Source organism: Streptomyces sp. NPDC054765 (assembly GCF_053612065.1).
This window is the reverse complement of the sequence record NZ_JBSHBP010000084.1, coordinates 1-13,043: the sequence shown is the minus strand read 5'-3', so window position 1 is coordinate 13,043 and position 13,043 is coordinate 1. Positions and strand designations below refer to the sequence as shown.

Here is a 13,043-nt window from a genome sequence, read left to right as displayed (position 1 = left end):
CGGCCGGGGGCGTACGGGCCACGACGGCCACGGGCCACGGCGGCCACGGCGGCCACGGGCAGGGCGATCCCGGCCCCGAAGCTGAACCCGGCGTCCGGTTCGCGTGGCGCCCGCGGCGCACGGTCAGTGGGCCGCGGGCGCGGTGAGGTCAGCCGCTGTAGACGTCCTCGACGTACCGGCCCTGGTCCATCAAGGTCCGGAGCCAGCCCTGAGCGTCCGCCTGGTCGGCGCCTTCGGTGCGCCGCAGGTACATGGCCTGGAAAGCGTCGCGGACGCCGGGGGCCATGCGGGCGCCGTCACCGCAGACGTGGACCCGGGCTCCGGTGTTCAGCAGCTCCCACACCTCGTCGGCCTCGGCGGTGAGGCGGTCCTGTACGAAGTGCCGGCCGTCGGTGGGGGCGTTGCTGAAGGCAGGGCGCAAGGTGACCGCCCCGGCCCGTTCGGCGGCGTGCAGTTCGTCGGCGTGCAGGTAGTCGGCGTCAGGGGCGTCGCAGCCGAAGTAACACAGCGCCGGGGCGAGCGGGGCGCCGCCGGCCAGGAGTGCGCGGCGGTCGGCGATGACACCGCGGAAGGGGGCGAGCCCGGTCCCGGCGGCGATCATGATGACGGGGGTGTCGGCGTCGTGGCCGATGCGGAAGGCCTCGCGGCACGGCTGGATCCGGGCAAGCACGGTGTCGCCGGGGCGCACGGCGCTGAGGTAGCCGGAGCCGGTGCCGCGGAAGGTGCCGCGGCCCGAACGGGCGGGGGCCTGCAGCACGGAGACCATCAGGTCGACATGGTGCGGGTCGGCCGCCGGTGAGGAGGAGACGGAGTAGTGGCGGGGCCTGAGCGGGGGCAGCAGTTCCAGCAGCGTGGGCCAGGTCAGGGTCTCGCTCAGGGCGGGGTGGTCCTCGATGAGGTCCAGCAGGGTGCGCTGGTCGGCGGCGCGCACGTCGGTGTTCTCGGCGAGGGCGCGCAGTGCGGCCTGTTCCGGCGGGCAGGGGTTGAGGGCGGCCAGGGTGGCGAGGTGTTCGGCGGTCGGGCGGTCCTGCAGCTCGACGTGGTGGGTGAGCAGCCGGCGGAGGGTCAGTGGCCGGTCGACGGGGATCCCGTCGCGGCGGGGGCGGTGAGGGGTGATGCTCAGGACGGTGTCGAGGTCGGCGTGGAGCAGCCGGGCGGCACGCTCGACGAGGCCGGGGGCGTTGGCGGGCAGCACGGTGAGATGGTCGGCCGTGCGGTAGGTCGTGCCCTCGGGCAGGGCCAGCCGGACCAGGCGCTTGATGCGCGGGTATTCGGGGTGGGTGAGGCTGCCGGTGTCGGTGACGGTCATCGCCGTCATGCCGTGCCGGGCGGCCAGGGCGTCGAGCGCGCCACCGGTGACCTCGGTGATGGTGTACGCGGGGCCGTCCTGCTCGCGCCGGGGCCGAGCGCCCGCGGTGGCGGGATCGCCGTGCTGCTCCAGCAGCGCGGTGCGCAGTGCGGCCGTGAACGCCGTGACGCTGCCGGACAGGTCACCGGAGGCGTCGGCTTCGGCGCGGTCGAGGATGCGGGTGGCGCCGAGGGCGGCGAGCCGGTCGTCGATGAGGGTGGGGATGCGCTGGTAGGTGGCGGACCAGTTGCGGTCGCCGACACCGAGGACGGCGTAGCTGACGCCCTCGGCCGCGCCGGGTTCGGCCTCCTGGAGCCAGCGGACGAACTCGGCCGCGTCGTCGGTGGGCCGGCCGTTGTACGAGGCGGCGGTGATCACGACAGGCCGGTCGGTGGGCAGTGCCCCAGGGTGGGCGTCGAGCGGGGCGACAGTGGTGTCGCACCCCAGTTCCGCGACGTCGTCGGCGAGTTGGGCGGCGAAATCGCGGCAGGTTCCGTAGGTGGAGCCGTGAAGCAGCAGCACCCCGGTGTCCTGACGGACCCGGGTGGGCAGGCCGGTGGCCTCGGCCGGGGCACTGCCGGACGGTGCGGCAGTCGCGGCCGGCAGTGCGGTGCGGTTGGCGGCCCGGTCGGCGGGGGTACGCGGGACGAGGGTGAGGGTGAACCCGTCGGGCTTGATGGTGAGCGACTGCTTCAGCTTCAGCTGGTAGTCGGCGTGGTCGACCAGCCGGTACCGGTGGATGAGCATGGCGAGCACCATGGTGGCCTCGTGCAGCGCGAACTGCCGGCCGATGCAGGCGCGTTCACCCGTACCGAACGGCTTGTACGCGTGCGGGGAGCGCGCGGCCATCGCCTCCGGCGAAAAACGGGAGGGGTCGAACTGCTCGGGGTTGTCGCCCCACACCGGGTCGCGGTGGAGCATCGGGATCACGACCCGGATGCCCTGCCCGGCCCGCAGCGGAATGCGGCCGCCCAGGACGGTGTCGCCCACCGCCTCGCGCGCGAACGCGGGGGCGGTGGGCCACAGCCGCAGGGCCTCGTTGAGCACCTGGCGGGTGTAGTGCAGGCGGCCGATGTCCTCGAACGTGGGCTCCGGGGTGGGGGTGTCGCCCCACATCCCGTCGACCTCGCGCTGCGCGAGGCGCAGCACGGCCGGGTTCTTGACCAGGTAGTACAGGGCGAAGGCCAGGGCGCCCGAGGTGGTCTCGTGCCCGGCGATCAGGAAGGTGATGATCTGTTTGCGGACGTTCTCCAGGTCCAGGGGGGTGCCGTCGGAAGGGTGCGCCGCGGTGAGCATCAGCCCCAGCAGGTCCTGCGGCCGGCCGGTGGCGGTGGCCGGCACGGCGGTGCGGGCGGCGATGACCTCGTCGACCACCGACGCCAGGTAGGCGGCGTCGGCGCGCATCTCCTCGTCGCGCTCGCTGTGGTCGGCACCGGGCGCGCGGCCGACACGGGCCATCGCCCACTCCAGGCAGCTCACCATCGAGCTGACGAACGGGTGCGGCTCGTCGCGGTCGAAGGAGCCGAAGTCGAAGCCGAATCCGGCGAGCCCGATGGTGTCCAGCGTCATCCGTGTCATGTCGTCGGCCACCTCCACCGGATTCCCGGCGGAGGCCTGGCGGTCCCAGGACTCGACGAGCCGGTGAGCGACCTTCAGCATCACGGGCTGGTAGGTGCGCATCGATCCCAGGCCGAAGGCGGGCATGAGAATGTCGTGCGCCTTGGCCCAGTTCGGCTCGTGGGTGTACGCGGTGAACAGCCCGTCGCCCAGCAGCTGCCGCAGGTACCCCACCCCGAGACCGACGTTCTTGGTGAACCGCTGGTCGTCGGCGAGCTCGCTGGCGAGGTCCAGCCCGGAGACGAAGAGGTTGTCCTCGCCGTCCACCCGCAAGGCGAAGACCGGGCCCAGGTGCCGGGCCGCATTCATCAGCCCCAGGACGGGCGTGCCGTTCCCGTCGGCGGCGGAAAGGTCGATGACGGGCACGTCTGCGGCGCTGCACGTCTGCGGCGGAAGCAAGGTATCGGCCATGGTGGCTGTCCTCCGGAATCGGGGTGTACCGGGCTGACGCCGCCACGGTGCCGGCGCCCGTCTCCACCGTCGCGCCACCGCAACGCCATACCGTCCCCTCCGGCTACATAATTTTGTAGGGGCCGTGGGCTGTCTCAGACTTGCGTGCGGCAACTCCGGGGCGTAGGGGCACGACGACGCGAGGGGCGGGTACGCGCGATGGATCCCCAGGAACAGCAGGCGGGCTGGCTGCCGCACGACGCCGCGATGTCGGATCGCGAGCGAGCGATCTTCTGGCGCAACCGTGTCCTGATCCTGTTCGACCTTGTACCGCTGCCCGCCGCCTTCTGCGAGGCGGACGGCACGATCCGGGTGGCGAACCCCGCGTTGGCCACCGAGTGGGGCACCCTCCCCGGGCGCCTGACCGGGCACAACGCCTTGGAGTTCTTCCGCCCGCTGACCCCGGCCCAGCTCGGTCCGGTCACCGAGGCGGTACGGCTGCGCCGCAGGTCGCGGATTCCGGTCGAGGTGTCCTGGACCAGCGGGAGCGGTGCCGAACGGCAGGGCGAACTGATCGTCGACGTGGTCAGCGACCTGCCGGACGCGCCACCGAACCTGCTGCTGATGCTGCGCGGGCTGGCCCGGCCCGCCGCGCCGCCGGCCCCCGACCAGGAAGAACCTCCCCACGTCAGCGCCATGGAGGCCCGGATACTCGCCCTGACCGCGGGCGGCTCCACGACCGCCCAGATCGCCAGGGCGTTGGGCCTGACCCCCGACGGCGTCAACTACCACTTCAGGGCCCTGTCCCAACGCTGGGGAACGGCGAACCGCACAGCACTGGTGGCCCGCGCCTACACCACAGGGGTCCTCGCACCACCAACGCGGGCCCCGTCGAGCTGACCGGTAGAGACACAGCTCAGGCCGCAGCACAGGGGGCGGTGGCGACCCGGGCGGACGCATCCGGGACCTGATCACGCCGGCACCCGAGGTGAGGGGCGGCACCGCGACGCGCCTTGACGGCGGCAGGCGCATCGGGGCCATGGTGCGACGAGTTCACGGATACCGGTCGTTCGCGCCCTGCCTCGGCCTACCTCAGCGGGCAGGCGTACTCCGGACGCACCCGGTGCGGACTACAAGCGATCAGATTCACCGAGAGAAACCGCCCCCCGCTCACCCACCACCCCCCGACCCGGTCCTCCCCGGCAGCCAACGCCCGCACAGTTTCCCCGTACAACGGGTCAGGCGCCGACGCCCCGCCGAAAAGCGAGGCATGTTCCGCGAGTTGCCCCGCGTACCACTCGGCCCCCTCGTCCGCCTCGACGAACGTCCCCTCGATCCGCCCAGCCGCCTTCAGCAGCCAGTCCGCACACTCCAGCGGCATCACCTGAGCGGTACGGAACTCCGGGTGCCCCGGCCGCCGGTGCGCGTCCCCCGGCTTGACGAGCACATCTCCACTGCCGAGCCAGACGTAGCCGTGGTGGTGGGGTCCGGCCATCTCTCTCCTTCACGCGAACGGGTCACCTTCATTGGTCCGAACGGGCGACCCCCGCCCAGATCCCCGAACGAGGGCCGCCCACTTCACCTCACGTCACTTCACGGCCTACTGGCGGCCACAGCCCTGCCCGTCGCCACAGCCGCCGTTGGGATTGCCTTCGTTGTCGTCCTCATCGCCGCCGTACTTGACCGGGTCGAGGCGGTATCGCATGGTCGTCTCCTCGGGTGCCGAGTCGACGCACGGTCGGTCCGCGCGTCGCCGTGCACTTGCGAGGGCCCTCACGGGCCCGCCCGCTCCGGCCGTGCCCTGCCAGGGGAATGACGGCCGGGGCGGGAGCTTTCACGGCCGCTCGCGCCTACTCACGCCCCCGCCCGTGCCGCGCACGATGACGCGCGATCAGCACGTCGAAGTCGGTCACCCTGCTGAGATCCCGGGCTCCGGCGGCTTGTTTGCGGCCGCGTTCCAGGTCTCTGCATGTGGGGCAGCGGTGCTCTGCCGGGACTCGCCCCAGCGCCAGGAACCGCAGTTCAGATGACGCATCGTTCCCTTGGAACGGGGGCGATGTGATCCCGTCAGAGGCCAGAGCATCGCGTGAGGACTCAGCCACTTCGATGGGGTCGGTCCGGCGCTGCTTGTCCGGTGTGGTCATGGACGGGACGTTAGATACCCGCAGTTTGGCACCGCCAGGAAAGTTTCTCTAAGTTTCTCGTGCCGCGACGGGACTTTCTCTAGTCTTCTCACCTAGGTGGGCGGCCCCTGTACCGCCGGGCCTCGCGCCCTTGAATGCTGGGTGAGTCAGCCCGAACGAAGGGACACGATCATGAGGCGACTGCGCTTCAACGGCACCGGAAGCGGCACAGACGGATGCCCGTCCGTCCATGAGGACCTGGACACGGGTGAGATCATCGTGCACGGCCCGCCACTCACCGACCGCCGCGACATCACCCAGCTCCAGCACCTGTCCGAGGGCGAGACGGCGATCGTCTTACCCCGTGAGTTGTTGGTTGACTTCGGCCCGAAGGAGACCACCCGCGTGCCACGCATCATCGACCTGGTCGAATTCGGTCGGCTCTTCACCACCTTCAAGCACACGGCGTGGCGACTGGAGACTCGGCGCCGCTATGCGAGCGACGAAGGTACGGAAACTTACGCGCAGTTCACCCGAGGTGAGCCCGTGAACTGGGACGGCGTCGACTCGGAGTGGTGCGTCAAGCGGCGTGAACAGTCCGCGCTCGGCAAGCGCTTCGAGCGCGTCCGCATCATCGACAGCCCTCCTACTGCCGGACAGCTCTACCTGCTCGACAACGCGAAGCGGAACAGCGCCGTGGGCGAAGACATTCGCAACCTCTCGCGCGCCGATGCGGAGCAACTCCAGCTGCCGGACGAAGACTTCTGGATCCTCGACTCACGGCTGGTCGCCCTGCTCAACTTCGACGACTCGGACAACCTGATCGACGTTGAGCTGATCACCGAACCGGCCGCCGTCAACCGCTACGCCCAGGCACGCGACGCCGCCTGGCATTACGCCGTCCCGTACCAGAAGTTCGCGGAAGCGACAGCGACAGCGACAGCCACAGCCACAGCCACAGCGTTGACGACAGTGCGGAGGCCGCGCGGGCGCGAGTCGAGCGGACCCGCATCACCCATGAGCCGGGGCATGAGTCTGTTCTGCTCATCGAAGAAGCGGTGCTGTACCACCAGTTCGGAGACAGGGAGGCGATGGCTGCTCAGCTGGACCACCTGCTGACGATCGATGCCCTGCCGTCCGTATCCCTCGGGATCATCCCGAAGACGACGCATCCGCGGGTGCAGCTGCCGCACGAGACGTTTCACGTATACGACGAACGGTTGGTCTCGGTCGAGTTGCTGTCGGCAGAGGTGAAAATCACCCGGCCCACCGAAATCGCCTTGTATGTGAAGGCGTTCGAGCAGCTGCGCAGCATGGCCGTGGAGGGCACGGAGGCGCGGACGCTCATCGTGAAGGCGCTTGAGAGCTTGCGCTGAGGCCGTGTGGCTACGGCAAGTGCCCCTGGGTCACAGGCTTGGCCCAGGGGCACTCTCTTGCCTGCCGCCAGCCTCAAGCCCGCAGCCTCAAAGGACCGTGGAGTGGTCCTCCTTCAGCTTCGCCAGGAACGAGGTCCATGCCCCTGCGCCGAGGGCGATGCTTGGGCCGGCCTGGTCCTTGCTGTCACGTACGACGCGACCGCCGTCAGCAGTGTGGGCCACCTCCACGCAGTCTCCCTCTTGACCCGAGTAGGACGACTTGCGAAATGAGCTGACGATCTCAGGCTTCACGATCCCTCTCCCCTGTGCTGCGAACCGCCTTCAAGGAGCTGTCGGATGCTGTCGAGGCCGTGGGGCCGTCGGTCTTGAGCGCTTCTATGAACGTTCCCCAAGCACCCGCCCCCACGAGGAGACGAGGGCCGGCGGGGTTCTTGCTGTCGCGTATGGCTGTGACCTGGGGGACGTTGCGGGCCACTTCCACGCACTCGCCCTGCGAACCGCTGTAGCTCGACTTGTAAAACCTGAATGTGGTCACCGGTTCTCCTTCAGCAAGCTCGTGAGCCGGACGCGGGTGTCTTCCGGAGACAGCGCGACTCTCCGTACGCTATCGAACAGGCCTCGATGCCTGTTCGCGTCCTCCTCGCGCTCCAGCCACAGCCGGGAGCCGGCGGTCTCCAGGTAGACGACATCCAGAGAAGCCGGTTCCTCGAAGCCGACGATCACGAAGGGACCGCTCATCGCTGCGTGCGCGGCAGCCTCGAACGGCCACACCTGAAGCTTGACGTGGGGCATGGTGGACACCTCAAGCAGATGCTCCAGCTGCCCTCGCATGACCGCCGGTCCCCCGACCTGCTGACGCAGGACGGCTTCCGAGAGAACCGCCCACAGTTCCAGCGGCCGGTCGTCGGTGAGCCGGGCTTGTCTGCTGATCCGCGCGGCCACGAACTGGTCGACTTCGTCCGGGTCTCCCCAGGCGTCGTCCGCCACGGCCACCGCACGGGCGTACTCCGGCGTTTGCAGCAGCCCTGGGACCAGCTGGTTCTGGAACGTCCGGATCCTGGATGCCCCGGCCTCAAGCTGGATGTACTCCAGCAAGTCGCCCAGGTCTGCGTACTCTTCCCACCAGCCTTTTGCCCGACGGCGTTCGCGATCCGTCTTGGCCAGCGCGAGCAGGCGCTCCCTCTCGGGTCCCGCACGATCCAGCCCGTACAGGTCACACAGAGCGTGAAGGTCGGGGTCACGCACCGGTGAGAAGCCGCGCTCCATCTTGGCGATCTTCGTTTGCGTGGCCGTCAGATGCCGTGCCGCCTGGGGTTGAGTCAATCCCTGCGCGTCGCGGAGCCTCAGCAGTTCCCCGCCCAGCTTCCTGCCCAAGACGGTGGACTTCCGTCCTGCGTCCGGCTGTTGACTCGCCACTTCTGACCTCCCGTGAACAGTGGACACAGTCTTCAGCGGCTCAACTCTGCGCCGCAACCGCGATCTTGAAACTATCACTCTGGGGAATTAATTCCCCAGAGTGGCTTGCCAGGAGACTGCCTCCGACGTCACGGTGAGTGTCATCCCGTCACGCTGTGATGTGCATCCAGCGCTGCGGGTTCCCTAGTCGCGCTCCCCAGGGGGATGGCTATGTCCACACGCGCCCGACCAGTAGCAACAGCACTCACCACCGACCCGCCGCCCGCAGCCGCCCACTGTTTCCCCGGCGACAGACGGTGCCCCGGCCGGGCCCGTCGGGCGCTCCGGCGGCAGCTTCAGGTCTGGCGCATCGGTGGAGAACTGGCCGAATCCGCCGAGCTGTTGCTGTCCGAGCTGGTCACCAACGCCGTGCAGGCACAGGCGTCCGGCGGCCCGGACGTCGGCGTCCGGTTCGCGTGGGCGGGCGGCCGGCTCCGGCTGGAGGTGTGGGACGCGAGCGAGGAACTTCCCGTGAGGAACGAAGCCGAGGAGGACGACGAATGTGGACGTGGATTAGTGCTGGTGGACGCCTTGGCAAGTGGCTGGGGTGTCGTCCGGGACGCCACCGGAAAGACCGTGTGGGCCGAGGTGGTCGTCGGCGACACCTCGGCGCCCTGCCTGACGCCAGCGCGGCGCATGCCGTGACGGCTGACACCAGCGCGGCGCGCGCCGTGACGACTCCGGGGCTCGTGGCCTACCGGGCACAGGCCTCGGCCCGGTATCCGGACGGTTCCTCGATCGGCCTCGGCGGCTGGACGTCGTACTCACCGGGGCGGGCCCTGGGCTGGGTCCGGGCGCGGGCGGAGCATGTGGCGGAGCGGTTAGGCGCCCCGTATGACGGCGTGGTGCATGCGTGGTGGGAGGATGCGGCCGGATATCGGTGGGCGAGGGACGGCCTCGCGGCCGGGGTCCCCGTCGTCGTCAGGGCGGTTGATGCGGAGGGGTGCACCTACGCGCTCACGGCGCGTCCGGCGGCCCAGGCCCGCAGCGCGGCCCCCGTTCGGGCCCGTCACCTCCGGAAGGCGGCATGACGAGCGAGGCGGCATCGGCCCTCCTCATGCCCGGCTACTGGTGCGAGCGGTTCGTGTATCGCTCCGTGCAGGCGGATCGCCTGGACTCGTGGACGGCCCTTGCCACGCACTGCCCCGTGCGCGCGGTGCGGCTGATGGGCGCGGATGCGAGGAAGGTGACTGCCTGCCTCCCGGAGGAGGAACGGCGGTGTGTACGAGGAGAGTTGGGGCGTCCGGGGCAGGTGGGGGCGATGGCCGCGCTCCAGCGGGGCGAGCCGTGCGGTCTGGCGCTCAACTGCGCCGGGGCCTGGGTGGAGTGGTCGGCCAGGCCGGTCCTCTTTCTGCCCCTCGCCGATGGTGCGGCGCCGGGAGCGCCTGGTCCACGGCGAGCGCATCGGCCGACGGGCTTCGGGGCGCCCCTCGCGCCGGGCGACGACGTCCCTTAGGGCTCGCAGAACAACAACATGCGCACTCATGTTGCCCGGACGTGGGGTGTCAAGTCCCAAAAACCACAAGTTAATTCCCTGCAAGCCCTTAGGGGTCCTTGCAGAATGATCTTCCTGTGGCACGGTGGAGGTGTATGTGACTCCGTGTTTTGGGGGTGCCCCGTGGCGCGGCGGAAGCCGTGGGAGGTCAGTGACGAGTTGTGGGCGGTGATCGAGCCGCTGCTGCCTAAGCATGAGCGGCGGTTCCGGCACCCGGGTCGCAGGCGGATCGATGACCGCAAGACGCTCACCCTGTCCATGTGGTGCACGAATGGAACACCGCGGTGCACGTCCAGGACAACGAGTCCGACCCGAAGAAGCGCGTGTTCAAGGCTGTCAGTGCGTGTGGTGCGAGCCCTTCCGCGTCATCACGATGGCTTTCGAACCACTGGGCGTAGCCTCGCTTGAACGCGAGGACTCCCAGTTCACCCGCGAGATGCGTGGTCGGGTCGGGGACGATCAGCTGTGACTCTTGACGGCCTCGGCGGGCTGGGCGTGGGCGCGGGCGTCGTATTCCGCGCGGGCGTCGTCGATGTGCGCCAGGTGCTCGATGGTCCACTTCCGGAGGGGCGCGGTGGCTTCGTAGAGCGTTCTGCCCATCGGGGTGAGCTCGTAGGTGACGTGAGGCGGCATGACGTTGTGGACGGTGCGGATCAGGATGCCGTCCCGTTCCAGGCTCCGCAGGGTCACGGTGAGCATGCGCTGGCTGATTCCGTCGACGGTTCGCTTTAGTTCGGTGAAACGGCGCGGCCCCAGATCGAGGCGGCACACGACCAGGAGCGACCACTTGTCCCCGACGATGCCGAGGACGACGCGGGCCCGGCCCGCGTCCTGCTGCGACTGGCTATCAGTCGGGGTCATCGTTACCTCCAGAGAACCGGGACACCAAAAAGTGCCTTATTGATCGGGATGCGGCTGGCACACCATGCTGGTCACGGTTCTTAAAGAGTACCGAGGCGCGAAAAGTAACCGTGCCGTTCCTTCCTGTTGCCCCATCCCAGGAGCCCCCCATGCGTGCTATGCACATCACCACCCTCAAGGGTCCCGACGCCATAGAGCTCGTCGAAGTCGATGAACCGACGGTCGATGCCGAGTCGGTCGTCATCGACGTGCACGTCGCCGGCGTGACCTTTCCGGAGGTTTCGCAGAGCCGCGGTGAGTACCACCTGCGGCGGACCCTTCCCTTCATCCCGGGCACAGAGGTCGCCGGAGTCGTCAGGTCCGCCCCCTCGGACAGCGGCCTGACAGCCGGGCAGCGGGTCGCGGCCTTCCCCGGGGTCGGCGGATACGCCGAGACGGTGACCGCCCCGCCGACAGCGGTCTTCCCGCTCCCCGACAACGTGTCCTTCGACGCGGGCGCGGCCCTGCCCATGAACTATCTGACCATGCACTTCGGCCTGGTGCGCCGGGCGCAGCTGAAGCCGGGTGAGACGGTTTTGGTGCACGGAGCAGCCGGCGGCGTCGGCACCGCCGCGGTGCAGTTGGCCGCCGCACTGGATGCCAGGGTGGTCGCGGTCGTGTCCGCACCGGGAAAAATCGATACGGCGAAGGCTGCCGGCGCCGATGAGGTCGTCTTGGCCGACGCCTTCGAGGACGCGGTGCTGGAACTGACCGGAAATCGCGGCGTTGACATCGTCGTGGACCCGGTCGGAGCCGGCCGGGTCTCCGGCTCGCTGCGCATCCTCGCGCGCGAGGGCCGCCTTCTGGTCGTCGGCTCAACGGGCGGCGACGTTGCCCAGATCAAGGTCGACAGTCTTATGCGCAACAACCTCAACGTCTCAGGAGTCGGCTGGGGCGCGTTCTGGGTGGAGCAGCCTTCCTATCTGCAGGAGCAGTGGGCCGCGCTACTGCCTCTCCTGCGGGCCGGCAAGCTTGAGCCCGTGATTGGGCGGCGCTTCCCGCTTGAGCAGGCATCGCAGGCTCTGCTCGAACTCGACGAGCGCCGCGCGCAAGGGAAGGTGCTGTTGGACGTCCAGTGAGAGACCGCCATCGTGGTCTTTGCTGGTCAGCGGGGCTGGTGTGATGTTCGGGTGGCGGTGCTCGTGCTGATCGGGAGCGTGATCGTTGATGCATGATCGTCCGTCATCGCTGGACTTCGTAGGTCGCAAGGACGAGCAGGGCCCGCAGGAGGGTGGTCGCGTGCCGGGCGTTCATGCGGAGCTTGGTCAGGATCTGCCAGGTCTTGAGGTTGGCGAAGCCGTGTTCGTTCGCGGCGCCTTCCCGGCTGGCCAGGCGGTTCGCCTCCTTCTCGGCGACGGTGAGGCGGTGATTGCGGGTTGCTTTGCGGCCGGTGATGATCACCGGGTCGTCGTCGGGCTTGTCGTCCAGACCGACGAAGCCGAGGTCGGCCAGGGCCCCCGAGCCCGGCCTCCCGCAGATGCCGGGTGATCTTGTTGTGGCGGGAGGCGGTGACCTCGCTGGAGCCAGCTCTACGGCCGAGCCGGATTCGAACTGCTCCGCAAGATGATCCTGCTCCAATAGCACCGCGAGACGCCTCCAAGATCTGCGCCAGAACCCGGAACTCGTAGACAGAGCCACTCCCACGATCGTGCCTCCGACCTGCTACGCAGCCAAGATCAAGCACTTGGCGTCACTGGCTGTTCCGTTGGTACCAGGGCCGGTGATCGGGTGGCGATCATCATGCGGGCCCCGGCCCGGGAGTTCGCGCCCTGCTCGCGGGCGAGAACGGGATGCCGGCCGGGGCCATCGAGGGAGTCGTCGTTCAAGTCCCCCGCGAACACAGCATGGCCCCGATCCGACCGGATTGGGGCCATGCTGTTGTGCCAGCGCCCAGGCGCCATCGTGCCGGCTCGCTCGTCACCGCGGTGGTAGGCAGCCTCAGCTGTGGGTGTGCAGGCCCGGAGACAGCCGTTAGATGGGTCAGGCCGGGCTCCCCGTCGATTGCACTGCCAGTGCCAGCGTCGTAGTGAAGCGCGTTGACGCTGTGATCATCGCGCTTCAGGGACTTGTCTTCGCTGTGCTCGGACGTGGCCGGATCCCATACGTACGCGCGCAGGTCAGGCCGGCGACGGTGCTCTCAGGTGCAGGACAGTGGCGAGGTCGGTGCCGGCGTCGCGTAGGAGGGCCGCAACGGCGACGTAGAGGGTGGTGGCGCCTTGGTCGAGCTGGAGGAGAGGCTGGTGGGCTAGGGCCTGTGTGTGGTTGTGATCAACCTTCGGGTTCCGTCCCCGCATGGGGACGGAACCCGGTAGGAAGCTGGGTGTGACGCGCAGGCAACT

Annotated in this window: 12 protein-coding genes and 3 pseudogenes; 7 read left to right on the top strand and 8 right to left on the bottom strand. The window is 69.1% G+C overall.

The annotated features are described in order from the left end of the window. Positions 1-148: 148 nt before the first annotated feature. Positions 149-3,376: a cytochrome P450 gene (locus tag ACWGJY_RS33550; protein WP_453264654.1), complete on the bottom strand. Its 3,228-nt coding sequence runs from the start codon at positions 3,374-3,376 to the stop codon at positions 149-151. Positions 3,377-3,574: 198 nt separating this feature from the next. Between ACWGJY_RS33550 and ACWGJY_RS33545 the strand changes: the two genes are divergently transcribed. Next, complete coding sequence (locus ACWGJY_RS33545; RefSeq protein ID WP_453264653.1) at positions 3,575-4,255, top strand: LuxR C-terminal-related transcriptional regulator; 681 nt, start codon at positions 3,575-3,577, stop codon at positions 4,253-4,255. 187 nt (positions 4,256-4,442) lie between these two features. Here ACWGJY_RS33545 and ACWGJY_RS33540 read toward each other — a convergent pair whose 3' ends face one another. After that, positions 4,443-4,850, bottom strand: coding sequence for a hypothetical protein (locus tag ACWGJY_RS33540; protein ID WP_453264652.1), 408 nt, complete (start codon positions 4,848-4,850; stop codon positions 4,443-4,445). A gap of 817 nt (positions 4,851-5,667) precedes the next feature. On the opposite strand from ACWGJY_RS33540, the pseudogene ACWGJY_RS33535 reads away from it, so the two are divergent. After that, positions 5,668-6,417, top strand: a pseudogene (locus tag ACWGJY_RS33535) (DUF6879 family protein); the annotation flags it as partial. 23 nt (positions 6,418-6,440) lie between these two features. Further along, a pseudogene (locus tag ACWGJY_RS33530) lies at positions 6,441-6,854 on the top strand (Scr1 family TA system antitoxin-like transcriptional regulator); the annotation flags it as partial. An 87-nt stretch (positions 6,855-6,941) separates the two neighbouring features. On the opposite strand, the gene ACWGJY_RS33525 reads toward ACWGJY_RS33530, so the two are convergent. From ACWGJY_RS33525 to ACWGJY_RS33515, 3 genes are read right to left on the bottom strand one after another with little or no spacing between them, the layout of a single operon-like run. Beyond that, positions 6,942-7,145, bottom strand: a complete 204-nt coding sequence (locus tag ACWGJY_RS33525) for a DUF397 domain-containing protein (protein ID WP_453264651.1) — start codon at positions 7,143-7,145, stop codon at positions 6,942-6,944. Beyond that, positions 7,135-7,389 carry a DUF397 domain-containing protein gene (locus ACWGJY_RS33520; RefSeq protein ID WP_453264650.1) on the bottom strand — a complete coding sequence of 85 codons (255 nt, stop codon included), beginning with the start codon at positions 7,387-7,389 and terminating at the stop codon, positions 7,135-7,137. The genes ACWGJY_RS33525 and ACWGJY_RS33520 overlap by 11 nt, the downstream gene beginning before the upstream one ends. Next, positions 7,386-8,228 (bottom strand): helix-turn-helix domain-containing protein, encoded by an 843-nt coding sequence (locus tag ACWGJY_RS33515; protein WP_453264649.1) that lies wholly within the window; start codon positions 8,226-8,228, stop codon positions 7,386-7,388. Before ACWGJY_RS33515 ends, ACWGJY_RS33520 begins: the two co-directional genes overlap by 4 nt. Positions 8,229-8,480: 252 nt before the next feature. On the opposite strand from ACWGJY_RS33515, the gene ACWGJY_RS33510 reads away from it, so the two are divergent. The 3 genes and pseudogenes from ACWGJY_RS33510 to ACWGJY_RS33500 form a co-directional block, all read left to right on the top strand. Beyond that, a complete protein-coding gene (locus ACWGJY_RS33510) occupies positions 8,481-8,954 on the top strand; it encodes an ATP-binding protein (protein WP_453264648.1) in 474 nt (157 codons plus the stop codon). Continuing rightward, positions 8,951-9,340: a hypothetical protein gene (locus ACWGJY_RS33505; RefSeq protein WP_453264647.1), complete on the top strand. Its 390-nt coding sequence runs from the start codon at positions 8,951-8,953 to the stop codon at positions 9,338-9,340. Before ACWGJY_RS33510 ends, ACWGJY_RS33505 begins: the two co-directional genes overlap by 4 nt. 587 nt (positions 9,341-9,927) lie before the next feature. Beyond that, positions 9,928-10,053, top strand: a pseudogene (locus ACWGJY_RS33500) (IS5/IS1182 family transposase); the annotation flags it as partial. 210 nt (positions 10,054-10,263) lie between these two features. Here ACWGJY_RS33500 and ACWGJY_RS33495 read toward each other — a convergent pair. Next, complete coding sequence (locus ACWGJY_RS33495) at positions 10,264-10,665, bottom strand: winged helix-turn-helix transcriptional regulator (protein ID WP_453264646.1); 402 nt, start codon at positions 10,663-10,665, stop codon at positions 10,264-10,266. 149 nt (positions 10,666-10,814) lie between these two features. On the opposite strand from ACWGJY_RS33495, the gene ACWGJY_RS33490 reads away from it, so the two are divergent. Next, on the top strand, positions 10,815-11,783 hold the full coding sequence (locus tag ACWGJY_RS33490; protein ID WP_453264645.1) for an NADPH:quinone oxidoreductase family protein: 969 nt from the start codon (positions 10,815-10,817) through the stop codon (positions 11,781-11,783). 103 nt (positions 11,784-11,886) lie between these two features. Here the strand turns inward: ACWGJY_RS33490 and ACWGJY_RS33485 are convergent, their stop codons facing one another. Both ACWGJY_RS33485 and ACWGJY_RS33480 read right to left on the bottom strand, forming a co-directional pair. After that, positions 11,887-12,288: a hypothetical protein gene (locus ACWGJY_RS33485; protein ID WP_453264644.1), complete on the bottom strand. Its 402-nt coding sequence runs from the start codon at positions 12,286-12,288 to the stop codon at positions 11,887-11,889. A 533-nt stretch (positions 12,289-12,821) separates the two neighbouring features. Next, positions 12,822-13,043 (bottom strand): hypothetical protein (locus ACWGJY_RS33480; protein WP_453264643.1); only part of this gene is annotated, 222 nt, incomplete at its 5' end.